Here is a 25,445-nt window from a genome sequence, read left to right on the forward strand (position 1 = left end):
ATTAACCTTAACTATTTATTATCTAAATTATTTTTCATCTAAACAATCCAACAGTTCTTGTGTCAATGCAAATAAAAAGTGTGAATATGAATCTTTTGTTATAGGGATACCAGTCCCTAATGGATTTAACTCACCAATTCGAACATCCGTACCATTCACTATCTTTTTAATTATTGCAGGGCTAAACTGTGGCTCTCTAAAAACACAGACCGCTTGATGTTCAGCTAATTCTTTTTGAATTGCATAAACTGTTTGAACGCCAGGCTGTACTGCTGGATTTATGGTAAAACTTCCTAGATTCTTTAATCCGAAATGCGATTCAAAATAACCATAAGCATCATGAAACACAAAATAGCCCCTATTTTGGACGTTAATTAGTTTTTTTGCAATATTTTGTTCCGTTTCTGATAAATTTGTAATGAACTCGTCTAGATTTGCACCAAGTATTGCTGCTTTATTGGGGTATAAGTCGATCAGTTTAGCATGAATTGATTTAGCAATGATTTTAGCAATTTTAGGTGAAAGCCAAATATGTTCATCATATTCACCATGATGATGATGATCACTATCAATGTGCATATCATTATCATGATGTTTATCTTCTTGATGGCTTGTACGAAGTAAAGTTTCAATTTCAGCGATATCCATTAATTCTATTTGTTTCTGTTGATCAATATTTTTTAAGACAGTTGGCATAAAAGTTTCCATATCCTCACCAACCCAAATTATTAAGTCTGCATTCTTGATTTTAATTAAATCAGAAGGTTTTAATGAATAAGTGTGTGGTGAAGCGCCATCAGGTAATAATATATCGGTATCTATTACACCTGATGATATTGCTTCGGTAATAAATCCAATAGGCCTTACTGAAGAAATTATTGTTGCATTAGCATTAACTATTAGCGCCCAAATAGATAAAAAAACTAATAAAAAAAAACGGATAGACTTTATAGTAGTGTTAGTTAAATTTGTCACATTATCATCCAATATTTATAAAATATGATGGAATAAACCAGAATAATTGTTATAATATAACATAACATATTGACCAGCAAGGACTAATAATATCATGACGCAATTAATGTCACTTGATAATATTTCTGTTGAAATAAATAACCAGAAAATATTATATGATATTTCATTAACGGTTAATTTAAATCAAATTATTACAGTTTTAGGGCCAAACGGTGCTGGTAAATCAACGCTTGTCAAAGTTATCTTAGGTTTAATTAAACCAACTACAGGTAGCATTAAACGTACAAGTGATTTAACTATCGGCTATGTTCCTCAATCCATAAATTTAAATCCAACTTTACCGATTACTGTAAAACGTTTTATGCGGTTAAATAAACAATTAAGTCAAATAGATATTCATAAAACATTATCATTAGTTAAGGCTGAATATTTGATAGATCGATCCATGCATCAACTATCAGGTGGTGAACTGCAGCGAGTTCTTTTAGCACAAGCATTAGCCAAACGCCCAAAGTTACTCATTCTTGATGAACCAACACAAGGCGTTGATGTTAATGGACAGGTACTGTTATATGATTTAATTATTGATGCAAAACATGAGTTTAACTGTGGTGTATTAATGGTTTCACATGATCTACATCTAGTCATGGCAAAAACTGATGAGGTAATTTGTTTAAACCACCATATTTGTTGTTCAGGAACACCAGCAAGTGTTTCAAATGATCCTGAGTTTATTTCGCTTTTCGGACAACATGGCGCATCACAAATTGCTTTATATAAACATCATCACAATCATGACCATGATTTTTGCCAGCATCAACATAATCAAAAAATTATATTACCTGACCAACGAGGAAAAAAATAATGATCGAGTTACTGTTACCCTCTTTACTGGCAGGATTAAGTTTAACCTGTTTGACAGGACCTTTAGGTACATTTGTTGTTTGGCGAAGAATGTCCTATTTTGGTGATACATTATCTCACGCCGCATTATTAGGGGTAGCTTTTGGTTTTCTTTTAAATATCAATCTATTTTATGCCATTATTTTAGTAACATTGATATTAGCTATTGGATTATTATGGTTAGAATCTCAAAAGCAACTTCCTGTTGATACTTTACTGGGTATTTTAGCTCATAGCGCTCTTTCATTAGGTTTAGTTGTAATAAGTTTAATGAATAATATACGCATTGATTTAATGGGCTATCTATTTGGTGATCTTTTATCTATAACGATGTTTGATGTTTACCAAATAATCATCTGTGTAGTAATAATTGGACTATTGCTTGTGTGGCGGTGGAATCATTTTTTATTTATTACGGTTAGTGAAGAATTAGCATTTAGTCATGGAATTAATGTACCAATAACAAAATTTATTCTAACCATACTACTAGCATTAACGATAGGTATTGCTATGAAATTTGTTGGCGCTTTAATAATTACAGCACTGTTAATCATCCCAGCAGCTACTGCAAAATACTATGCTAAAAATCCTGAATCAATGGCAATTATTGCGATATTAATTGGCATGTGCTCAATCATTGGTGGAATACTATTTTCATTAGTTTATGATACTCCTACAGGTCCTTCTGTTGTATTAAGCAATACTTGCTTATTTTTTATATCACTATTTATTTCTAAATTATTTTTGAGTAAGAAAAATTAAAATGTTTGCAAAAATATAAAATTTATTGCGAGAAGCTACGTATTTTTCTATCTATTATTTATAACAATTTTTAATTAATAATAAGCTAACAAGAATTTCCATGTTATTGATGATAAAATTATGTCTCTCGCTATTATTTTTACTAGAGCCTCTATTGGTATACAAGCACCTCAAATTAACGTTGAGGTACATATTAGTAATGGTTTACCGGGCTTCGTGCTTGTTGGTTTACCAGAAGCAACAGTAAAAGAATCTAAAGACCGTGTTAGAAGTGCTATAATCAATAGTGGTTTTACATTTCCTTCAAAGAAAATAACCGTTAATTTATCCCCTGCCGATCTACCCAAAGAAGGGAGTCGTTTTGATTTACCTATAGCTATTGCTATTCTTGCTGCAACAGAACAGATACCAATGGATCAACTTGCTAAATATGAATTTTTAGGTGAATTAGCCCTTTCCGGTGAAATTAAGGCTGTGAAAGGGGCGATTCCTGCAGCTATATCATCGAAAAAAAATAATCGTATTTTAATTATTTCAGCTGAAAATCAATCTGAAATATCATTAATACATCAAAATCATACATTAATTACACATAATTTACTGGAATTGTGTCAATATTTATATAATGAAATTAGCTTACACTCAGTTGAATATAGAAAGTATCAAGAAGAGAAAGATCAACTCGCTAGCCTACAAGATGTAATTGGTCAGGAACATGCTAAAAGAGCGTTAGAAATTGCTGCAGCCGGTGGACATAATCTATTATTAATAGGACCACCAGGAACAGGTAAAACCATGTTAGCAACACGATTAACATCATTACTACCACCTTTATCAGATGATGAGGCTCTTGAAAGTGCAGCAATTACAAGTCTTGTTAACTCGAATGGTTCAATACTGAATTGGCGAACAAGACCATTTAGATCACCACATCACAGTGCATCAACTGCGGCGCTAGTAGGAGGAGGCTCAATTCCCAGACCTGGCGAAATTTCATTAGCACATAATGGAGTTTTATTTTTAGATGAATTACCAGAGTTTAACCGTAAAGTTTTAGATGCCTTAAGAGAACCTATTGAGTCAGGTGAAATCGTTATATCAAGAGCCAATGCAAAAATAAAATTCCCAGCTAGATTTCAACTCATAGCTGCAATGAATCCAAGTCCCACAGGTCATTATCAAGGTACTCATAACAGAACAACACCACAGCAAATAATACGATATTTAAATAGGCTATCCGGGCCATTTTTAGATCGGTTTGATATTTCTATTGAAGTACCATTATTACCAAGGGGCACATTAAGCCAAAAGGCTACAGCAACAGAGACAACAGAAAAAGTAAAAAAAAGAGTGATTGATACGAGAAAGATTCAAATGCTAAGAAATAACAAATTAAATAGTCAATTATCACCAAAAGAAATTCAAATACATTGCCAACTAAGTGATGAAGACAATAATTATTTGGAGCAGGCTTTAATCAAGTTAGGTCTCTCTGCTAGAGCGTGGCATCGGATATTAAAAGTATCACGTACTATTGCTGACTTAGACTGTTCAAAAAACATAGAACGAAAACATATTTCAGAAGCTCTGAGTTATCGTTCTATGGATCGATTATTAATTCAGCTGCACAAAAATATTGGCTAAAACATTAATCATCACTATCGACAAAATCATCACTTACATCAACTTGAGGTTTTCCTCCTGATAATGTGTGAAAACGTTTTGGTTTATTAATTTTAGAAAGGTACTTTATCCACGCTTTTTCATAATCAGTAGATGGCTCTTTTTTCCCTTTACAAACCGCAACAAAAGATTTTTCTTCTGGAGTGGCTGGCTTTTTAACTTCTGTATCAAGATCTCTAAAAGCACAACCATATTTTTCTAAGATCTGAGCTTCTTTAATAGTAAAATCACCATGACGAGAAAAACCTCTTGGATAATTCTTATTATCAAAAAAACGTTGTTGACTTACAAAACTCTCAGCCATGTTATATCCTCTAGATTATAAATATTGTTGGGCGGGAATTATAATTGACAAAGTAAATCTGTAAACAAAATTTTTTTATTTACGTAAATAAATTTGAATAAGTGATTAAATTTAGAGCAAAACGTCTTTTTTTATGGCAGGGGCGGAGAGTCTCGAACTCCCAACACCCGGTTTTGGAGACCGGTGCTCTACCAATTGAACTACGCCCCTAGAAAAAGTGGCGGAACGGACGGGGCTCGAACCCGCGACCCCCTGCGTGACAGGCAGGTATTCTAACCAACTGAACTACCGCTCCACCGTATTTGGTATGTATATATAAATTTAAAAGTCTGGCGGCACCCTACTCTCACATGGGTAATACCCACACTACCATCGGCACTACGGCGTTTCACTTCTGAGTTCGGCATGGGGTCAGGTGGGACCACCGCGCTATTACCGCCAGACATATTCTGTCTTCTCTTATCTCTATTGCTGTGCATTATCTCATATCCACAACAATCCATCAATCCGGAACAAACTGTTCGATTATCTATTAATCTATCTTCGCGTACCCAAAACAACTCCGAGTTGTAAGGTTAAGACTCTCGGTTCATTAGTATCAGTTAGCTCAATGTATCACTACACTTACACACCTGACCTATCTACGTCTTAGTCTCAAACGGACCTTACTGATTCTCATCAGGGAAAACTCATCTCGAGGCTAGTTTCGTACTTAGATGCTTTCAGCACTTATCTATTCCGCACGTAGCTACCGGGCAATGCAATTGGCATCACAACCCGAACACCAGCGGTGCGTTCACTTCGGTCCTCTCGTACTAGAAGCAAACCCTCTCAATTTTCCTACGCCCATGGCAGATAGGGACCGAACTGTCTCACGACGTTCTAAACCCAGCTCGCGTACCACTTTAAACGGCGAACAGCCGTACCCTTGGGACCTACTTCAGCCCCAGGATGTGATGAGCCGACATCGAGGTGCCAAACACCGCCGTCGATATGAACTCTTGGGCGGTATCAGCCTGTTATCCCCGGAGTACCTTTTATCCGTTGAGCGATGGCCCTTCCATTCAGAACCACCGGATCACTATGACCTACTTTCGTACCTGCTCGAGCCGTCACTCTCGCAGTCAAGCTAGCTTTTGCCATTGCACTAACCTCCTGATGTCCGACCAGGATTAGCTAACCTTCGTGCTCCTCCGTTACTCTTTGGGAGGAGACCGCCCCAGTCAAACTACCCACCAGACAGTGTCCCTTACCTCGATTCAGAAGTATAGGTTAGAACATCAAACATTAAAGGGTGGTATTTCAAGGTCGACTCCATGCATACTGGCGTACACACTTCTTAGTCTCCCACCTATCCTACACATTAAGGCTCAATGTTCACTGTCAAGCTATAGTAAAGGTTCACGGGGTCTTTCCGTCTTGCCACGGGTACACCGCATCTTCACGGCAATTTCAATTTCACTGAGTCTCGGGTGGAGACAGCCTGGCCATCATTACGCCATTCGTGCAGGTCGGAACTTACCCGACAAGGAATTTCGCTACCTTAGGACCGTTATAGTTACGGCCGCCGTTTACTGGGGCTTCGATCAAGAGCTTCTGCTTACGCATAACCCCATCAATTAACCTTCCAGCACCGGGCAGGCGTCACACCGTATACGTCCACTTTCGTGTTTGCACAGTGCTGTGTTTTTATTAAACAGTTGCAGCCAGCTGGTATCTTCGACTGATTTCACCTCCATCCGCATGGGACTTCAATTACCATCAGCGTGCCTTCTCCCGAAGTTACGGCACCATTTTGCCTAGTTCCTTCACCCGAGTTCTCTCAAGCGCCTTAGTATTCTCTACCTGACCACCTGTGTCGGTTTCGGGTACGATTGACTATAACCTGAAGCTTAGAGGATTTTCCTGGAAGCAGGGCATCAATTACTTCAGCACCTTAGTGCCTCGTCATCACGCCTCAGAGTATCAGTGACCGGATTTGCCTAATCACACCCCTACACGCTTAACCCACCATCCAATAGGTGGTAAACCTAGCCTTCTTCGTCCCCCCATCGCAGTTATAGCCAGTACGGGAATATTAACCCGTTTCCCATCAGATACGCCCTTCGGCCTCTCCTTAGGGGTCGACTCACCCTGCCCCGATTAACGTTGGACAGGAACCCTTGGTCTTCCGGCGAGCGGGCTTTTCACCCGCTTTATCGTTACTTATGTCAGCATTCGCACTTCTGATACCTCCAGCATACCTCACAATACACCTTCTACGGCTTACAGAACGCTCCCCTACCCAACGTATCTAAATACGCTGCCGCAGCTTCGGTGCATAGTTTTAGCCCCGTTACATCTTCCGCGCAGGCCGACTCGACTAGTGAGCTATTACGCTTTCTTTAAATGATGGCTGCTTCTAAGCCAACATCCTAGCTGTCTAAGCCTTCCCACTTCGTTTCCCACTTAACTATGACTTTGGGACCTTAGCTGGCGGTCTGGGTTGTTTCCCTCTTCACGACGAACGTTAGCACCCGCCGTGTGTCTCCCATGATTAAACTTGTCAGTATTCGGAGTTTGCATCGGGTTGGTAAGCCGGGATGGCCCCCTAGCCGAAACAGTGCTCTACCCCCAACAGTTACTCATGAGGCGCTACCTAAATAGCTTTCGGGGAGAACCAGCTATCTCCCGGTTTGATTGGCCTTTCACCCCCAGCCACAGGTCATCCGCTAATTTTTCAACATTAGTCGGTTCGGTCCTCCAGTTAGTGTTAACCAACCTTCAACCTGCCCATGGCTAGATCACCGGGTTTCGGGTCTATACCCTGCAACTTAACGCACAGTTAATACTCGGTTTCCCTTCGGCTCCCCTATTCGGTTAACCTTGCTACAGAATATAAGTCGCTGACCCATTATACAAAAGGTACGCAGTCACTATTACCTAATGGTAAAGCTCCCACTGATTGTACGTACACGGTTTCAGGGTCTATTTCACTCCCCTCCCGGGGTTCTTTTCGCCTTTCCCTCACGGTACTGGTTCACTATCGGTCAATCAGGAGTATTTAGCCTTGGAGGATGGTCCCCCCATCTTCAGACAGGATATCACGTGTCCCGCCCTACTCTATAAGCTTCCACATCATGCATCTTCGTGTACGGGACTTTCACCCTCTATCGTGCGACTTTCCAGACGCTTCCACTAACACATTATGCTACCCGCTTGGGCTACTCCCCTTTCGCTCGCCGCTACTTAGGGAATCTCGGTTGATTTCTTTTCCTCGGGGTACTTAGATGTTTCAGTTCTCCCGGTTCGCCTCATCTGACTATGTATTCATCAGATGATAGTGTAGTCACCTACACTGGGTTTCCCCATTCGGACATCAACGGCTATAGCGCCTTTTATCGGCTTACCGTTGCTTTTCGCAGATTAACACGTCCTTCATCGCCTCTGATTGCCTAGGCATCCACCGTGTACGCTTAATTTCTTAACCTTACAACTCACAGTTGTCTTGGTTTTAATTACGCTTTTTTCTCTTTCTTATCTCAATCTAACATATTTTCATATATCAGCTTGCCATAAAAACGAGAACTCGTTTCTTTCAGCTTGTTCCTAATTGTTAAAGAGCTTTATCTTTCTATTCATTCGAATATCAAATAAATACAAACATAATTTTTTTTAAAAATAGCTTCATCACATTTAATGGCGTCCCCTAGGGGATTCGAACCCCTGTTACCGCCGTGAAAGGGCGATGTCCTAGGCCTCTAGACGAAGGGGACTTAACTATTTTTCGACAAACAAACAATCTGTGTGAACACTTACGAGCGCTTCGTAAGGAGGTGATCCAACCGCAGGTTCCCCTACGGTTACCTTGTTACGACTTCACCCCAGTCATGGACCACACCGTGGTAAACGCCCCCCTTGCGGTTAAGCTATCTACTTCTGGTGCAACCCACTCCCATGGTGTGACGGGCGGTGTGTACAAGGCCCGGGAACGTATTCACCGTGACATTCTGATTCACGATTACTAGCGATTCCGACTTCATGGAGTCGAGTTGCAGACTCCAATCCGGACTTAGACGTACTTTATGAGGTCCGCTTGCTCTCGCGAGGTCGCCTCCCTTTGTATACGCCATTGTAGCACGTGTGTAGCCCTGGTCGTAAGGGCCATGATGACTTGACGTCGTCCCCACCTTCCTCCGCTTTATCAACGGCAGTCTCCTTTGAGTTCCCGACCTAATCGCTGGCAACAAAGGATAAGGGTTGCGCTCGTTGCGGGACTTAACCCAACATTTCACAACACGAGCTGACGACAGCCATGCAGCACCTGTCTCACAGTTCCCGAAGGCACTCTCGCATCTCTGCAAGATTCTGTGGATGTCAAGACCAGGTAAGGTTCTTCGCGTTGCATCGAATTAAACCACATGCTCCACCGCTTGTGCGGGCCCCCGTCAATTCATTTGAGTTTTAACCTTGCGGCCGTACTCCCCAGGCGGTCGATTTATCGCGTTAGCTTCGGAGCCCATCACTCTAGGCAACAAACTCCAAATCGACATCGTTTACAGCGTGGACTACCAGGGTATCTAATCCTGTTTGCTCCCCACGCTTTCGCATCTCAGCGTCAGTATCTGTCCAGAAGGCCGCCTTCGCCACCGGTATTCCTCCACATCTCTACGCATTTCACCGCTACACGTGGAATTCTACCTTCCTCTACAATACTCTAGTTAACCAGTTTTAAGTGCAATTCCTAGGTTGAGCCCAGGGCTTTCACACCTAACTTAATTATCCGCCTACATGCCCTTTACGCCCAGTCATTCCGATTAACGCTCGCACCCTCCGTATTACCGCGGCTGCTGGCACGGAGTTAGCCGGTGCTTCTTCTGTAATTAACGTCAATTGATGCACCTATTAGATACATCACCTTCCTCATTACCGAAAGTACTTTACAACCCGAAGGCCTTCTTCATACACGCGGCATGGCTGCATCAGGGTTTCCCCCATTGTGCAATATTCCCCACTGCTGCCTCCCGTAGGAGTCTGGACCGTGTCTCAGTTCCAGTGTGGCTGGTCATCCTCTCAGACCAGCTAGAGATCGTCGCCTTGGTAAGCCTTTACCCTACCAACTAGCTAATCCCATATGGGTTCATCAAATGGCGCATGGCCCGAAGGTCCCATGCTTTGGTCTCTCAACGTTATGCGGTATTAGCAGTCGTTTCCAACTGTTGTCCCCCTCCATTCGGCAGATCCCCATACTTTACTCACCCGTCCGCCACTCGTCATCAAGTGCAAGCACTCATGTTACCGTTCGACTTGCATGTGTTAAGCCTGCCGCCAGCGTTCAATCTGAGCCATGATCAAACTCTTCAATTTAAAGTTTGATGCTCAATAACTGTCTCTGACATTATTCAAATGAATCTTCAGTGTCACTTATCAAGACTTAATTTTTTTAGTCCGTAGACTTTTAATTTTTCGTCTCGCAAGTGCCCACACAGATTGTCTGTTTCTTCTTTTTAAAGAGCTGACAGCTTTTTAATTTACTTCACAATTTCTTGTTTCAGTTTGCTGTCTCAAGGGCTGCGTATACTACGCTACACCTTTTCATTCGTCAAGATCTTTTTTTAAAATTTTTGACCTTGCTCACTAACACGACCTTTATCTGCTTGTCGCTGACGCCGTGTCAGTGGATGCGCATTATAGGCACTTCATTTTTTTTGGCAAGTGAAAAATTGCAATTACGATTCCGTTTGTTTTTTATTTGTTCAATGCTCATGTTGGTATATTTATAATATATCTTCAGCAATTATTATAAACATAATAAAAAACAAAACTTTGCTATAAATCACATTTTTCAACATAAAAAAAATAAAAAACCTATTTTTTCTCTTTTAATAGCAATTTTATTTTAACGATTACCGCCAATTAAATATTTTGCTTTATCTTTAAATATCCATTTTATTAGATTAGCTATAATGATACTTATCGTTAATGTAGATATTAAAAAGCTAATTGCACCAAGTGAAGCTAATTGTCCGTTATCGGTTCTAATTACATCTGCTATTGGTGAATTAAATACTTGTTGTTCCAAAAGTAACACAATAATTTCATGAATAAAGTAAATTGGAAAACTTATATTGGCCATATATGAAAAAAACTTATATGTTCTTCCATGTTCATTCTTACGGTTTAAACCATCTAAAAAATAAAGCGCTAAAATAAATAAAATAATTTTTTGTAATGTATCATAATAAAGTTTTTCAACACCTAAATAGTCAACATAACGATACACAAATGGAATACAAAAACATAAACCAAAAAAGAAAATTACTAGCAATAGATTATCTTTAACTAATTGCATAATTTTTTCATAATTCTGTTTTATCATCATACCCGTTAAATAAACCGGTCCATAATGCAACAAATTTAATAACGGCCGAGTATAATCAGGTTTAGTAAACATAACTACCCAAAACATTGATATCAGACCAATAACAATCAAACTTTTTTGAGACCAGGAATATAGTAAAGGACTGATTGCAAAAATCATGATAATCATCGGCATAAACCACAATGGTAACAGTTGCGTGCCAGTCAACATCATCTTGACAATAGAACCAAGCGCACTCGGTTCAGTAGATGAAAAAAAAGGTAAGCTAGATAAAGACTGATAGTGAAAGTATAAAAAACAGAATATTGATACTGATATATATGGACATACAACTGTTTTGAATTTAGATAAATAATATTCCTTTACCTTATATTTGTATGTTAAATGTTGAAATAAAAAACCCGCAATTAAAACAAAAAAAGTGGTGAAGTTAAAAGCAAATAAATTCAAAAAAGAAAATAAATAACTATTAGCGATTAAATTACTATTTTTAAAAACACCTAAGCAATGGCTAAAGACGATCATAATGATAGCTACGCCGCGTAATACATGGATAGAGTGGATTTTTTGAGGTTTGACTGTTGCCATTTTAACACACTAAATTTAACGAAGAAAATTTAGCATACATTAGCATAAAATCTGCTAATAAAAACTAGGATTATTATAGAAAAACAATAAAATATTTCTTGACAAGAGCTGGAGAGAATTACAAAAGATCTATATATAAAACTGATTTTAATTAATTATTTAATTTATTTTTAGCAAACGAACATAAAGGTATAATTTCACGCTTTTCTTGCTGTAATTTTTTAACGACAAGTTCAAGTAACTTGTCTGCAATACCATGGCCTCGATAAGCAGGATCAGTATATGTATGATTAATCGTTGCCTTATCATCACCAATTCGAGTAAATGTCATTTCAGCTATTTCTTGATTATTATCATTACAAACATAAAAACGGTCATCTTCTTGCTTATATTGTAATGTCATAAAAACCTCAAATTTTTATCGAAATTAATGAACCATGACTAGAAAATTATAGAAATTTATTAATAAAAAAATCTTTATAAGATCAATAGGGTGGATAATTGATATATCTATTTAAAACCTTAATCTTATCAATTATCCACATTTTATTTGATTATTAATAGAGCAATTTTTAGAATAAACGTTTTGCAGTATTATAAAGATCCATATCAAATGGTCTTTTCATATTATTAATCGCATCGATAATATCATGATGCACTAATTTACCATTTTGGATGCCTACACAACGTCCAGCATGACCATTAATAAGTAATTCAACAGCATAAGCCCCCATGCGCGAACCTAAAATTCGGTCATAAGGTACTGGTGAACCACCACGTTGTACATGTCCCAAAATCGTTGCTCGAGTTTCATGATGAACAGCAGCTTCAATATCCTTTGCCAATTGGTTTACATCACACATATTTTCAGTCACAGTAACTATCGCATGTTTTTTACCTTTAGCAAAACCTAATTTTATCTCTTCAATTAAGTCTTCTTTAGTATAAGAAACCTCAGGGATAATCATAAACTCACAACCACCAGCAACTGCCGCATTTAGTGTCAAATCTCCGCAATCACGGCCCATGATTTCAATCACAGAAATTCTATGATGTGAAGAACAAGTATCTCTTAATCTATCGATAGATTCTACAGCGGTGCCTAAAGCAGTAAAATAACCAATAGTATAGTCAGTTCCACGAATATCGTTATCAATGGTGCCAGGTAAACCAATACATGGAAAACCTTCTTCAGTTAAACGCATCGCCCCCATATAAGAACCATCACCGCCAATTACAACTAATGCATCGATTTGATGTTTCTTTAAATTAGCGATCGCTTTTTTTCTAACTTCTTGGTCTTTAAATTCAGGAAATCTAGCTGATCCTAAGAATGTACCGCCACGAGTGATAATATCGGAAACGCTAGAACGATCTAACTGAACGATTCGATCTTCACACAGACCTAAATAACCATCATAAATACCAAAAACATCTAATCCTTCAGTTAATGCGGTTCTCACAACACCTCGAATAGCTGCATTCATCCCTGGCGCATCACCACCACTGGTTAAAATACCTATTTTTTTTATCATACAAAATAACTCCAATATATAAACCTTCGGCTATTATAAGGTCATAATAATTAACTAACAATAAAAGTTTAGAGGCTATTTTGATTAGTTTATCTACTTATTCATTTCTAAGGGGACAACAGAAACAGGATCTTGATGAATAATCACTGTTGCAGGCGCAAATTCTTGAGCAATATGTTTTTCAACTGCATCAGCGACAGCATGCGCTTTGATTAAAGGCATATCATCGTCTAATTCAAGATGCAATTGTATAAATTTTAATGGCCCAGCTTGTCGAGTTTTCAGATCATGAAAACCATGTACATTTGAGTATGAAGTAACAATTTCACTAATTTTTTGGTTATCACTTTCTGGTAAGGCTTTATCTAATAAGTCTTGAATTGCACTATAAGCTATTTGATAAGCATTATAAAAAATATATAGCGCAATAAAAAAGGCAAAACAGGCATCAGCATAAGTAATACCATACCAACTTAAAAAGAGAGCCACAATAACCGCAATATTCATAAACATATCAGAAGAATAGTGCAACATATCAGCTTCAATTGCTTTGCTTTTAGTCTGTTTTATTACATGTTTTTGGTATAAAACTAATACCCCTGTCACAATAACTGAAATCACAGAGACAGCAATACCTAATAAAGGTGAAGCTATTGCTTCTGGATGAATAATAGATTTAATACTTGAAAGTAATAAAATAGTTGCAGAACCAATAATAAAGGTGCTTTGTGCTAATGCAGCCAACGATTCGGCTTTTCCGTGACCAAAAGTATGATCATCATCAGCCGGTTTTAATGCATAACGAACTAAGAAAAAGTTAAGTCCAGATGCCAATAAATCAATACTCGAATCTAAAAGAGAGGCAAACAAACTCATCGAGCCAGTAAACCAGCACGTAAGTAATTTTATAATAATTAGGAAAACAGAAATTAAAACGGCACTTAATGTTGCCCTTTTAATTAACTTTTCGTACAAATGTGATTTGGACATTTGTTACCTATTTATTGGTAGGATGCGATTCCTTGTGGTAGAACAAGCTGTGCAGCAACTTGAGCTGCAGCCTTTTTATCTAATAGAATTTCAATAATTTTCAATGCAAAATCAATAGACGTTGCAGGACCTTGACTGGTAATGACTCTATTTTGTGCATCAAAATAAACTCTATCCGATTTCCAATGTTTAAAAGCATCTCTCGTTTCTGGATAACCGGTCATATATGCATCTGGAAATAAATTATGATGTTGCAGAACCATTGCCGGAGATGCACAAATAGCAGCAATTATATTGCCAGCTTGATGTGCTTGTTTTAATTTTTCAATTAATTGTTGGGAGTCGCGAAAGTTTTCCGCTCCTTTTAATCCACCAGGTAAAATAATCACATCAAAATCAAGATTATTAACTTCTGAAAATACCTTTTGGGCTAAGATAGTTACTCCACGAGAACATTCAATTTGTCTATCTTCGGTGATGCTAGCGTAAGTGACATTTATTCCGGCTCGAGTTAATAGGTCAATAGTTGTGACTGCTTCGGTTTCCTCACAGCCATTTGATAAAAATACTAATGCTTGCTTTGTCATGTTACACTCCTTTTTATCTAATAGCTGTGTTTAAACAGCGTCAAAAATTAAAACTATTTTACTCGTTCGATATTAGCGCCCAATTTTCTAAGCTTCTCTTCAATATTATCATATCCACGATCAATATGGTAAATACGATCAACAACGGTCGAACCTTCAGCGATACATCCAGCTAAAACTAAACTTGCTGAAGCTCGCAAATCAGTCGCCATAACTTGAGTACCACTAAGTTTTTCAACACCATGAGTAATTAACGTATTACCTTCGATTTCACCATGTGCCCCCATACGAATAAGCTCTGGCACATGCATAAAGCGATTTTCAAAAATCGTTTCTTTGATAATTCCAGTTCCTTCTGCCACCATATTTAATAATGAAAACTGGGCTTGCATATCCGTTGGGAACCCCGGATGTGGTGCAGTATGAATATTTACAGCTTTTGCTCGTTTGCCTTGCATATCTAAACAAATCCAATCTTCACCTGTTTCAATATTAGCACCAGCCTCCTTCAATTTTGATAGCACAGCATCTAATAAATTTGGATCAGTTTTACGACAAGTTATTTTACCTCTTGAAATAGCAGCTGCAACCAAAAATGTTCCTGTTTCAATACGATCAGAAACAACCTCGTGTACGCCACCACCAAGACTAGTAACACCTTCAATTTCAATACGCATAGTACCAACACCGGTAATTTTAGCGCCCAGCATATTTAAGAATTTTGCGGTATCAACAATTTCAGGCTCACAAGCTGCATTTTCTATTATAGTTTTACCTTCAGCTAAGGTTGCTGCACACATAATTGTTACTGTCGCCCCAACACTCACCTTATCCATAACAATGTGAGCACCTTTTAAACGACCATTAACTGATGCTTTAACATATCCTTCATCTAAAGTGATTGTCGCACCTAACTGTTGTAAACCAGTAATATGCAAATCTACAGGTCTTGCACCTATAGCACATCCACCCGGTAATGAAACTTGCCCTTGTCCAAATCGAGCAACCAGTGGACCTAAAGCCCAAATTGATGCACGCATGGTTTTGACAAGTTCATAAGGTGCACAATAATTGTCAATTTCGCCAGCATCAAGATGAATAGAACCGTTACGTTGGTATTTCACGCCTAATTGCGCAAGCAATTCGAGTGTTGTATCGATATCTTTTAATTTGGGAACATTTTGCAACTCAACTGGCTTTTCAGCCAAAATTGCAGCAAATAAAATAGGTAGCGCAGCATTTTTAGCGCCAGAAATGACAACTTCCCCATTTAAAGAAGTAGGGCCAGTAACGTGAAACTTTTCCATTGTTAACTCTTATTCATTTTAAATGGCCGTTATTATAGAAGTTATTTATCAATAGATAAATGAATTTTACCAAAATATAATCACTAATTTATCTTTACTAAAGCAACTCAACACGATTTCAATTATTTGATATATCTCTTTTATTTATCCTAAATTTTATTTAATAAATTAGATTAAAATTATTGTTAATCGGAGATTGACTCACTTCACATCGGCATTTATAGTGAGATTGATATTTTTGAAAAGATCAATTAATTAAAAAATAAAATAATCTTAACTGCTTTATTTAATAAAAAGAGATAAATATGTTTGACTCAATCGCTAAAGCTGGAAAATATTTAGGTCAAGCCGCCAAACTAATGGTTGGAATTCCCGATTACGATACGTATGTACAACATATGAAACTAACTCATCCAGAACAAACTCCTATGACTTATGAAGAGTTTTTTAAAGAACGACAAGATGCTCGTTATAGCGGCAAAGGTGGCTTTAAGTGTTGTTAAATAGAAAGGAATAGTTTATGACACAAGATATTAGTACTTCCTTATTACCAGTCACCTTATTAACTGGATTTCTCGGTTCAGGAAAAACAACACTCATCAATTACCTGCTTGAAAATAATCACAATGAAAAAATAATGATTATTGAAAATGAATTTGGTCCAGTAAATCTTGATAGCAACTTACTTACACCGAATCAGGATATTCAAATTGTTGAAATGACCAATGGTTGCATTTGTTGCACTGTACAAGGTGAACTGACCAAAGCTCTCCATCAATTGCACGCAGAAAGACAAGCTGGAAAATTGCAATTTGATAGACTTATTATCGAAACCACAGGGCTTGCCGACCCGGCACCTATTATTCAAACTTTTTTTATTGATGAGCTAATTAGAGAAACAATTAGACTTGATGCAATTATTACGATTGTTGATTCTCAACATATTTTGCAACATTTAAATGAACATCGAGTTGCTGTTTCTCAAATTGGTTTTGCCGATCGTATTATTTTATCTAAAACCGACTGCATCACCGAACAACAACAAATTGAAATTCTAAATCGCCTTCAGAAAATTAATAGTAAAGCAACTATCTATCAAGCGATTAATGGTAAAATTGCAAAATCACAATGGTTAGATATCCATGCTTTTGATTTAGATGAGGAATTAGTTCTTAATAAAGGTTTTTTTATTGTTAATCCGTCCAAACAGTTAGAAACTAATTTTAAAATAATTCCATATCAAACCTCATCTTGGAATGATGATATCTGTTCCTATCTTTTTGAAGCTGGAGAACTTGATCTTAAAAAGATTGGCTCATTTATGGAAAATCTAGTTGATAAATACGGTAATGATATGCTGCGCTATAAAGGGATACTTGCAATTAAAGACAATAACCAAAGGCTCATTGTTCAAGGAGTCCATAAAATTGTCGGTTTTGATTACGGTTCTCCATGGCAACAAGCTTCCGAAAAAATATCTCGCTTAGTTGTGATTAGTCGAACTTTACCATTTGATGAATTAAATAAGGAATTTTTACAGACGGTAGCAAATTAACTGATCACAATTAATTAAAATCGACTAAAAAACCCCTTTCCTCAAAATTTTTTAGTAAAATCGACTAAATCTTCGATTTTACTATTAACCGCCTTTTTATCGAATATGGTAAAATGGTCAGCTTTCAACCAAATAAAACAGATAACACAAGAATATGGATTACGATATTGCCATCATTGGACTTGGACCTGCCGGTAGCACGCTCGCTCGGTTACTTAGCCCATCTTTTAAGATCATTGCATTAGATAAAAAACATCAAGCTGGTGATGAAGGTTTTCAAAAACCATGTGGTGGTTTATTGGCTAATGATGCACAAAAAGCGTTTGTAAGACAAAAGCTAAATTTACCATTGGATATATTAACTGATCCGCAAATTTTCAGCGTAAAAACCATCGATCTGCAAACGAAACTTATCCGTAATTATCAACGCAGTTATGTCAGTTTTGATCGACATAAATTCGACCTATGGTTAAAGTCGCTTATACCAAATAGTGTCAATGTGTTACATGATACGCTATGCAAAGAAATCAGAAGAGTCATTGATGGATATCAAGTCACTTATATTGATGAAAATAAAATTGAACATAAGATTACCGCTAGATATGTAGTTGGAGCTGATGGCGCAAATTCAGTTGTTCGACGTATGCGCTATCCTAATCATTCTATTAGACAATATGTTGCTATCCAACAATGGTTTACAGACAACCATAAAATTCCTTTTTATTCTTGTATTTTTGATAATAAAACCACAAATTGTTATGCGTGGAGCATTTCCAAAAATAAACATTTCATTTTTGGTGGAGCCTTCCCTAAAAAGACAGCCAATCAACATTTCGAGTTATTAAAAGAAAAATTAGCTCAACAAGGTTTTATTTTTGGCGAACCTTTAAAAACCGAAAAGTGTCTTGTTGTTTACCCAAATAGATTCCGAGATTTTTATACTGGTAATGAAAATATATTTTTAATTGGTGAAGCAGCTGGTTTTATTAGTGCTAGCTCGCTAGAAGGTATCAGTTATGCACTTGATAGCGCTGAAATTCTTAGCAAAATATTAAATAGTGGCGTAGCAAAACCTAATAAACATTATTATCAAAAAACAATGCCTTTACGCTTTAAACTATATAGCAAAATTATTAAAGCAAAAATTCTTACTACGCCAATATGGCGAAAGTTAATAATGAAAAGTAAAATTCAGCATATAAAAACAATTTAGTTAATACAAAATTAGCAAATGTTTCTAACAATGAAATATAACAAGGAATAGACATTATGTTTGATGTTAGCGATCTTATTCGCTTTAATCACGAATGGTCAGAAAAAATAGAACAAGAAGATCCTGATTTTTTTAAACAGCTTGCCGTTGCTCAGAACCCAAAATTTTTATGGATTGGCTGTTCTGATAGTCGAGTGCCCGCTGAAAAATTGATTAAATTAAAACCCGGAGAATTATTTGTTCACCGTAATGTTGGTAATTTGGTTATCCATACCGATCTTAACTGTTTATCTGTCGTGCAATATGCCGTTGATGTACTTGAGATAGAAGATATTATCATTTGTGGACACTTAGGTTGTGGTGGAATTAAAGCTGCAGTCGAAAACCCCGATCTAGGTCTAATTAACAATTGGTTACTACATATTCGCGACTTATGGTTCCGTTATAGTTCTTTAATCGGTGAGTTTCCTGCCGATATTCGTTTAGATATTTTATGTGAGCTTAATGTTATTGAACAAGTTTATAATCTAGGACATTCAACCGTTATTCAATCCGCATGGCAAAGAGGCAAAAAAGTTAATTTACATGGTTGGGTTTATGGGATTGATAATGGCAAGATTACTGACTTACATATTACATCATCAAGTAGTGAAAACCTTGAAATCAATTATCGAGAAGCAATTTCTTATCTGTTAAATTTGCATAAATCACAATAATTTTACTTAAATCGATGGATAATTTGATTACTGCTGCCTCGCCATAATAGTTTGGGATCAGCCAGTTCTTGCACAAATTTTCCATCAATCAAAACATCTATATAGGGAACTACAGCTTGTTGAGCATCGGTTAATTCATCAAGCTTATAGCCTGTCCATAACCAAATATCTTTATTATCACACTCATTTTTTACTCGTTTGACCAGTTTTAAAATGGCAGGGACATTTTGTGGGTGCAAAGGATCACCACCAGAAAGCGATAATCCTTGGCGTTTTATTTCAGTATCTTGTAAATCTTTAATAATTTGATCTTCAAGTGATTGTGTAAATGGCTTACCAGAGTTTATTCCCCATGTGCTTTTGTTATAACAGCCAGGACATTGATGTATACAGCCTGCAACAAAAAGTGCACAACGAGTCCCTTCACCATTAACCACATCAACAGGATAATAACGATGATAATTCATAATGATAAAATAATTTATTAGCCTATTTGCCCATTATCTAAATGTTTAACTCGGCGTTTGACTTCCTCTTGTTTACCTGCATTAAATGGACGAGCATCGGGACTGCCTAAATATCCACAAACACGACGAGTAACAGAAACTTTAGCTGAATCATGATTACCACAGCTAGGACAAACAAAACCTTTGCTAGTACATGAAAATTCACCGGTATAACCGCATTCATAACATTCGTCAATTGGCGTATTGGTACCATAATAAGGTACACGCGTATAGCTGTAGTCCCAAACATCTTCTAATGCTTTAACATTATTAATCATGTTAGGATATTCGCCATAACAAATAAAACCACCGCTTGCTACTGCTGGATAAGGTTTTTCAAATTCGATTTTTTCATATGGATTTACTTTTTTCTCAACATCAAGGTGGAAACTGTTAGTATAGTAACCTTTATCTGTTACTCCAGGAATAATACCAAATTCAGAAGTATCTAAACGACAGAATCGATCGCATAAGTTTTCACTCGGTGTACTATATAAACTAAATCCATAACCAGTCTCTTTTTTCCATTGCTCAACCGCTTTAGCTAAATGTTCAACGATTGCTACACCTTTATTACGTAAGGTTTCACTATCGAATGGATGAGTTTGGTTACCATAAAGTGCATTTAAAGTTTCATGCAGACCAATATAACCTAAAGAAATTGATGCACGGCCATTTTTAAAGATTTCAGAAACATTGTCATCTTCTTTTAAGCGAACACCACAAGCACCTTCCATATATAAAATAGGAGCAACACGAGCTTTGACACCATCGAGACGAGCAATACGAGTCATCAATGCCTTTTTACAAAGTGTTAAACGTTTGTCTAAAATTTCCCAGAAACGAGTTTCATCACCTTTAGCTTCAATGGCAATACGAGGTAAGTTAAGGCTAATGACACCTAAATTATTCCGTCCATCATGAATTTGTTGACCATCTTCTTCATAAACACCTAAAAAGCTACGACATCCCATTGGCGTTTTAAATGATCCAGTTACTTCAACAACTTTATCGTAGTTTAAAATATCTGGATACATACGTTTACTTGCACACTCTAACGCTAACTGTTTAATATCATAATTAGCATCACCTTGTTTGTGATTAATACCATCTTTAATGGCAAACACTAATTTAGGGAATACCGCAGTTTTATGATTTTTACCTAACCCTTTTATACGCACTTTTAAAATTGATTCTTGAATTAACCGTGATTCCCAACTTGTTCCTAAACCAAACCCAAATGTAACAAATGGAGTTTGTCCATTAGCAGTATGTAAAGTATTTACTTCATATTCTAGAGATTGAAATGCATCATAACACTCTTTTTGGGTACGACTTTCTGCATAAGCCTCTGGATTTGGGATATTCCATTCTTCAGCAACTTGCTTATGTTTTTGATAACTAATAGTGACAAATTTTGCTAAAATTTCATCAATACGATTAATGGTGGTGCCACCATAAATATGACTAGCAACTTGCGCAATAATTTGAGCTGTTACTGCTGTTGCTGTTGCAATAGATTTTGGCGGTTCAATTTCAGCATTACCCATTTTAAAACCATTAGTTAACATGCCATCTAAATCAATTAGCATACAGTTAAACATTGGGAAAAATGGGGCATAATCAAGGTCATGATAATGTATTTCACCACAATCATGCGCGCGCGAAATATCCTTTGGTAATAAATATTGTTTCGCATAATGTCGAGCAACAATACCTGCTAATAAATCACGTTGAGTGGGAATAACTTTACTATCTTTATTCGCATTTTCATTCAAAATAGCGACATTACTTTGTTCTATTAGCCCACGAATATCTTGATTTAAACGGCTACGCTCTTCACGAGCACGATCACGATCATGTCGATATTCAATATAGGTTCTCGCTAATTTTTTATAAGGGCCTGACATTAGTTGATTTTCAACAACATTTTGAATTTCATTAATATCCACACTTTCACGATCCATCATTTGATTAGTCACTACGCGAGCCACCGCTGCACAATAATCTGGATCATTAACATTAGCCGCAACAGCTGCTCTTATAATAGCATCCTTAATACGAGTCTCATTAAATGCAGTCTGACAACCATCACGTTTGATTACTACGGGCATATATACTCCTCAATATTCATTAATAGTTAGCGCTTAGCATGAGTTTTTATCGACCTTAATAGTTAATGTACTTATTCAAAACTATTGATTTTTTATTAAAATATGAGGCTTTTGGATATAAACTCGGATTTTCACATCGCTTTAGAAAACACTATATGTAGTAAATATGTTTGAATTATACGCCATATATTGTGTTTTTCTAGTTTTTTAAAAAAATAATTTACTTGACAAAGCAAACGCCAATAATCACAAGTCTTCCGGTGAATAGCATTAAAAAAATTTGGATAAATAGGATATAAAAGGTGAATAAATTTTGTTAGAGTGCAAATTAATTTTGCACTCTTATATAAGAAAAAGTATAGATATTTATCAAAATTAAGATTCAATATTTAACCAATCAGTATGGAACACACCCTCTTTATCGATTCGTTTATAAGTGTGCGCACCAAAATAATCTCGTTGGGCTTGAATCAAATTTGCGGGTAACACTGCTGAACGATAACTGTCATAATATGCGATTGCAGCCGACAGTGTAGGAACAGCAATACCTTGCGAAACAGCTAAACAAATTACATCACGCAATGATTGTTGATAGGCTTCAACTGTTTTAGAAAAATATGGTGCTAAAAGTAAATTATCAATATTATTATTTTCACTATAAGCATCAGTAATTTTTTGTAAAAATTGTGCGCGAATAATACAACCTGCTCTAAAAATCTTAGCAATTTCGCCATAATTTAGTTGCCAGTTGTAATGTTCTGATGCAGCCTTTAATTGAGCAAACCCTTGTGCATAAGAGATAATTTTCCCCATATAAAGTGCTTTACGAACTTTCTCAATTAACGTTTGCTTATCTCCTATAAATACCTCTTTGCTAGGTCCTTTTAGTACTTTTGATGCAGCTACACGTTGATCTTTAATCGCTGAAATATAACGTGCAAATACTGATTCAGTAATTAAAGATAATGGTTCACCTAAATCTAATGCGCTTTGGCTTGTCCATTTGCCAGTTCCTTTATTGCCTGCGGCATCCAGAATCTTATCAACCAAATAATCGCCATTTTTATCTTTATATTTAAAGATATCTGCGGTAATTTCGGTTAAATAACTATCTAACTCGCCTTTATTCCAATCAGAAAAAACATCAGAAAGTTCATCATTAGTTAATCCACCTACATGTTTTAACACACTATAGCTTTCAGCGATTAGTTGCATATCACCATATTCAATACCGTTGTGAGCCATTTTAACATAATGTCCGGCTCCATCAGGACCTATATAAGCTACACAAGGTTCCCCATTTGCTTTTGCTGCAATTTTTTCTAAAATTGGTGCAACAAGTTCATAAGCTTCTTTTTGACCGCCAGGCATAATTGATGGCCCTTTTAGTGCGCCTTCTTCACCACCTGAAACACCTGTTCCGATAAAATTAAAGCCTTCATCAGATAACATTTTATTACGACGAATTGTATCCTCAAAATAAGCATTACCACCATCAATAATAATATCACCTTTATCTAACAAGGGTCTGAGTTCATCAATGACAGCATCGGTGCCTTTACCTGCTTGCACCATAATTAGGATACGGCGAGGTTTTTCTAAAGAATTAACAAAATCTTCAATACTATAATAAGGAACCAATCGTTTATCAGAATGTTCTGCTATAACCTCTTCTGTTTTGTCTCTAGAGCGATTGTAGATTGATACTGAAAATCCACGACTTTCAATATTCAGTGCTAGGTTTCGCCCCATAACGGCCATTCCGATGACACCGATTTGTTGTTTAGACATAATTTGGCTCCTTTACTTGATTTAATCTTTATAACCTTATAAGGTTTGATATTACTACGTTAACACAATTATTTAGTCATAATTAGATTACATTCTGCCATAAAAAAAGCCGTATCAATACTTAATACGGCTTTTTTTCATAACTTTAATTAAATTACTTTAAACAAAGCAAATTATGAGCGTTTCATCATTTCAAAAAACTCGTCATTGGTTTTAGTCATGGCAAGTTTATCGATTAAGAACTCCATTGCGTCAATTTCGCCCATTGGATTGAGAATTTTACGTAAAATCCACATTTTCTGTAATTCGTCTGGAGAAGTCATTAAATCTTCTTTACGAGTACCTGAGCGATTAAAGTCAATAGCAGGAAATACACGGCGTTCAGCAATTTTACGCGATAAATGTACTTCCATATTACCAGTACCTTTAAATTCTTCGTAAATAACTTCATCCATTTTAGAACCTGTATCAATTAGAGCCGTCGCTATAATGGTTAAACTACCACCTTCTTCCACATTACGTGCAGCACCGAAAAAGCGCTTAGGACGATGTAAGGCATTAGCATCAACACCACCAGTTAATACTTTGCCTGATGATGGAATAACAGTATTGTATGCACGAGCTAAACGAGTAATTGAGTCTAATAAAATAATGACATCTTTTTTGTGCTCAACCAAACGTTTTGCACGTTCTATTACCATTTCGGCAACTTGAACATGTCTTGCCGCTGGTTCATCAAACGTTGAAGCCACGACCTCACCTTTAACTAGGCGTTGCATTTCAGTCACTTCTTCTGGTCGCTCATCGATCATCAATACGACTAATTCACACTCAGGGTGATTAACCGCTAAACTTTGAGCAATGTTTTGTAGTAACATGGTTTTACCCGCTTTAGGTGGCGCAACAATCAAACCACGTTGACCTTTACCAATTGGAGAGGCTAAATCAAGTACTCTTGCGGTAATATCTTCGGTTGAGCCATTGCCACGTTCCATACGTAAGCGAGAATTTGGATGTAGAGGAGTTAAGTTTTCAAAAAGGATCTTATTGCGAGCATCTTCAGGTTTATCGTGGTTAACTTCATTTACTTTTAATAAAGCAAAATAACGCTCGCCTTCTTTTGGCGGTCTAATTTTACCGGCTATAGTATCGCCAGTTCTTAAATTAAAGCGCCTAATTTGACTTGGTGAAACATATATATCATCAGGCCCTGCTAAATAAGAACTATCAGCAGAACGCAAAAAGCCAAAACCATCTTGCAAAATCTCTAGAACACCGTCGCCAAAAATATCTTCACCACTTTTAGCATGCTGTTTTAAGATTGCAAAGATAATATCTTGTTTTCTAAGACGGGCAAGATTTTCAAGCCCCATTTTTTTCTCACCAAGCGCTACAAGCTCGGCAACAGATGTGTTTTTTAATTCAGTTAAATTCATAGTTTTAAAAATTCTTGAGGATAAAATTGATATGTTTGCAATTACTGCTTTTGTTGTATATTTCTTTCATTTACTTCTAAAAATTTCTCTTTCTAGCAATGTATAAAATTAATTATTAC

General features: G+C 36.7%; 19 protein-coding genes, 3 tRNA genes and 3 rRNA genes. 7 read left to right on the plus strand and 18 right to left on the minus strand.

Annotated elements, in window-relative coordinates:
- Positions 1-27 precede the first annotated feature (27 nt).
- Positions 28-975 (minus strand): zinc ABC transporter substrate-binding protein ZnuA, encoded by a 948-nt coding sequence (gene znuA, locus RAM17_RS12230; protein WP_181414611.1) that lies wholly within the window; start codon positions 973-975, stop codon positions 28-30.
- A 94-nt stretch (positions 976-1,069) separates the two neighbouring features.
- On the opposite strand from znuA, the gene znuC reads away from it, so the two are divergent.
- The 3 genes from znuC to RAM17_RS12245 all read left to right on the plus strand — a co-directional run bounded on the left by znuC (position 1,070) and on the right by RAM17_RS12245 (position 4,284).
- Positions 1,070-1,840, plus strand: coding sequence for a zinc ABC transporter ATP-binding protein ZnuC (gene znuC, locus RAM17_RS12235; protein ID WP_110447054.1), 771 nt, complete (start codon positions 1,070-1,072; stop codon positions 1,838-1,840).
- Positions 1,840-2,640 carry a zinc ABC transporter permease subunit ZnuB gene (znuB, locus tag RAM17_RS12240; protein ID WP_110447053.1) on the plus strand — a complete coding sequence of 267 codons (801 nt, stop codon included), beginning with the start codon at positions 1,840-1,842 and terminating at the stop codon, positions 2,638-2,640. The genes znuC and znuB overlap by 1 nt, the downstream gene beginning before the upstream one ends.
- A 120-nt stretch (positions 2,641-2,760) precedes the next feature.
- The gene (locus RAM17_RS12245) at positions 2,761-4,284 is read left to right on the plus strand and encodes a YifB family Mg chelatase-like AAA ATPase (protein ID WP_110447052.1); all 1,524 of its coding nucleotides are present in this window, start codon (positions 2,761-2,763) and stop codon (positions 4,282-4,284) included.
- 4 nt (positions 4,285-4,288) lie between these two features.
- Here the strand turns inward: RAM17_RS12245 and RAM17_RS12250 are convergent, their stop codons facing one another.
- The 13 genes from RAM17_RS12250 to murA all read right to left on the minus strand — a co-directional run bounded on the left by RAM17_RS12250 (position 4,289) and on the right by murA (position 15,995).
- Positions 4,289-4,627, minus strand: coding sequence for a DUF413 domain-containing protein (locus RAM17_RS12250; RefSeq protein WP_110447051.1), 339 nt, complete (start codon positions 4,625-4,627; stop codon positions 4,289-4,291).
- Between the two features lie 134 nt (positions 4,628-4,761).
- Positions 4,762-4,837 (minus strand) — tRNA-Trp (locus RAM17_RS12255).
- Between the two features lie 8 nt (positions 4,838-4,845).
- Positions 4,846-4,922 (minus strand) — tRNA-Asp (locus RAM17_RS12260).
- Positions 4,923-4,954: 32 nt separating this feature from the next.
- Positions 4,955-5,070, minus strand: a 5S ribosomal RNA gene (gene rrf / locus RAM17_RS12265).
- 128 nt (positions 5,071-5,198) lie between these two features.
- Positions 5,199-8,096 (minus strand): 23S ribosomal RNA (locus RAM17_RS12270).
- 210 nt (positions 8,097-8,306) lie between these two features.
- Positions 8,307-8,382: transfer RNA gene (locus RAM17_RS12275), tRNA-Glu, on the minus strand.
- A gap of 53 nt (positions 8,383-8,435) precedes the next feature.
- A 16S ribosomal RNA gene (locus tag RAM17_RS12280) occupies positions 8,436-9,973 on the minus strand.
- The 16S, 23S and 5S rRNA genes sit together here with 3 tRNA genes alongside, the layout of an rRNA operon.
- 532 nt (positions 9,974-10,505) lie before the next feature.
- Positions 10,506-11,576: an acyltransferase family protein gene (locus RAM17_RS12285; protein WP_110447044.1), complete on the minus strand. Its 1,071-nt coding sequence runs from the start codon at positions 11,574-11,576 to the stop codon at positions 10,506-10,508.
- Positions 11,577-11,727: 151 nt separating this feature from the next.
- Positions 11,728-11,979, minus strand: coding sequence for a GNAT family N-acetyltransferase (locus RAM17_RS12290; RefSeq protein WP_110447043.1), 252 nt, complete (start codon positions 11,977-11,979; stop codon positions 11,728-11,730).
- Between the two features lie 169 nt (positions 11,980-12,148).
- Positions 12,149-13,111, minus strand: coding sequence for a 6-phosphofructokinase (pfkA, locus tag RAM17_RS12295; RefSeq protein ID WP_110447042.1), 963 nt, complete (start codon positions 13,109-13,111; stop codon positions 12,149-12,151).
- Between the two features lie 93 nt (positions 13,112-13,204).
- A complete protein-coding gene (locus RAM17_RS12300; protein WP_086364378.1) occupies positions 13,205-14,101 on the minus strand; it encodes a cation diffusion facilitator family transporter in 897 nt (298 codons plus the stop codon).
- Between the two features lie 11 nt (positions 14,102-14,112).
- Positions 14,113-14,688, minus strand: coding sequence for a DJ-1 family glyoxalase III (locus RAM17_RS12305; protein WP_110447041.1), 576 nt, complete (start codon positions 14,686-14,688; stop codon positions 14,113-14,115).
- 53 nt (positions 14,689-14,741) lie between these two features.
- Entirely contained in the window at positions 14,742-15,995 is a 1,254-nt protein-coding gene (gene murA / locus RAM17_RS12310) for a UDP-N-acetylglucosamine 1-carboxyvinyltransferase (RefSeq protein WP_110447040.1), read from the minus strand.
- A gap of 305 nt (positions 15,996-16,300) precedes the next feature.
- Here murA and RAM17_RS12315 point away from each other — a divergent pair, with 305 nt between their 5' ends.
- The 4 genes from RAM17_RS12315 to can all read left to right on the plus strand — a co-directional run bounded on the left by RAM17_RS12315 (position 16,301) and on the right by can (position 19,479).
- Positions 16,301-16,498, plus strand: a complete 198-nt coding sequence (locus RAM17_RS12315) for a YbdD/YjiX family protein (protein ID WP_034883017.1) — start codon at positions 16,301-16,303, stop codon at positions 16,496-16,498.
- A gap of 17 nt (positions 16,499-16,515) precedes the next feature.
- Entirely contained in the window at positions 16,516-17,550 is a 1,035-nt protein-coding gene (locus tag RAM17_RS12320) for a CobW family GTP-binding protein (protein WP_110447039.1), read from the plus strand.
- Between the two features lie 154 nt (positions 17,551-17,704).
- On the plus strand, positions 17,705-18,763 hold the full coding sequence (locus tag RAM17_RS12325; protein WP_110447038.1) for an FAD-binding protein: 1,059 nt from the start codon (positions 17,705-17,707) through the stop codon (positions 18,761-18,763).
- A 56-nt stretch (positions 18,764-18,819) separates the two neighbouring features.
- Positions 18,820-19,479: a carbonate dehydratase gene (gene can, locus RAM17_RS12330; protein WP_086321232.1), complete on the plus strand. Its 660-nt coding sequence runs from the start codon at positions 18,820-18,822 to the stop codon at positions 19,477-19,479.
- Positions 19,480-19,481: 2 nt separating this feature from the next.
- On the opposite strand, the gene nrdG is transcribed toward can, so the two are convergent.
- The 4 genes from nrdG to rho form a co-directional block, all read right to left on the minus strand.
- Positions 19,482-19,946 (minus strand): anaerobic ribonucleoside-triphosphate reductase-activating protein, encoded by a 465-nt coding sequence (gene nrdG, locus RAM17_RS12335; RefSeq protein ID WP_086359305.1) that lies wholly within the window; start codon positions 19,944-19,946, stop codon positions 19,482-19,484.
- A gap of 17 nt (positions 19,947-19,963) precedes the next feature.
- Positions 19,964-22,099, minus strand: a complete 2,136-nt coding sequence (gene nrdD / locus RAM17_RS12340; RefSeq protein WP_110447037.1) for an anaerobic ribonucleoside-triphosphate reductase — start codon at positions 22,097-22,099, stop codon at positions 19,964-19,966.
- Positions 22,100-22,474: 375 nt separating this feature from the next.
- Entirely contained in the window at positions 22,475-23,890 is a 1,416-nt protein-coding gene (gndA, locus tag RAM17_RS12345; RefSeq protein WP_110447036.1) for an NADP-dependent phosphogluconate dehydrogenase, read from the minus strand.
- Between the two features lie 173 nt (positions 23,891-24,063).
- A complete protein-coding gene (gene rho / locus RAM17_RS12350) occupies positions 24,064-25,326 on the minus strand; it encodes a transcription termination factor Rho (protein ID WP_065577819.1) in 1,263 nt (420 codons plus the stop codon).
- Positions 25,327-25,445: the final 119 nt, after the last annotated feature.

Origin of the sequence: Gilliamella apis, from assembly GCF_030758615.1 — a bacterium.
Classification (GTDB): Bacteria; Pseudomonadota; Gammaproteobacteria; order Enterobacterales; family Orbaceae; genus Gilliamella; species Gilliamella apis_A.